This is a genomic window from Pseudovibrio japonicus (assembly GCF_014651595.1).
GTDB lineage: Bacteria > Pseudomonadota > Alphaproteobacteria > Rhizobiales > Stappiaceae > Pseudovibrio > Pseudovibrio japonicus.
Genome location: NZ_BMXE01000016.1, coordinates 1 through 491, shown reverse-complemented (window position 1 = coordinate 491; position 491 = coordinate 1). Strand labels below are relative to the sequence as shown.

Below are 491 nucleotides of genomic sequence, written 5' to 3'. Positions count from 1 at the left end.
AAACCAACAATATCTGCTCGACCGTCTCCGTTTATATCGGCAACAACACGTTCGTACTGGGCACTGCCCCATCCAGAACTGGCGGCAAATGACGTTGTGGCTGTTATTTCTGAAGAAAAGGTACCATCTGCCTTACCCAGTGCAACAAACGTCGCATTATCACCAAACCCAACAATATCTACTCGGCCGTCTCCGTTCACATCGCCAACAACACGTTCGTATTGGGCACTGCCCCATCCAGAATTGGCGGCAAATGACGTTGTGGCTGTTATGGCTGAAGAAAAGGTACCATCTGTCTTACCCAGTGCAACATATGTCGCGTCGTCGAGGAAACCAATGATGTCAACTCGACCATCGCCATTGACATCGCCAACAACACGTTCGTATTGGGCACTGCCCCATCCAGAATTGGCGGCAAATGACGTTGTGGCTGTTATTATTTCTGAAGAAAAGGTACCATCTGCCTTACCCAGTGCAACATATGTCGCGTC

1 protein-coding gene is annotated in these 491 nt (G+C 49.3%); it reads right to left on the bottom strand.

Features of this window, described 5'->3' with window-relative positions; translation table 11 throughout:
• The coding region (locus IE076_RS22565; protein WP_194539871.1) for an FG-GAP repeat domain-containing protein at positions 1-491 on the bottom strand (491 nt) is incomplete at both ends.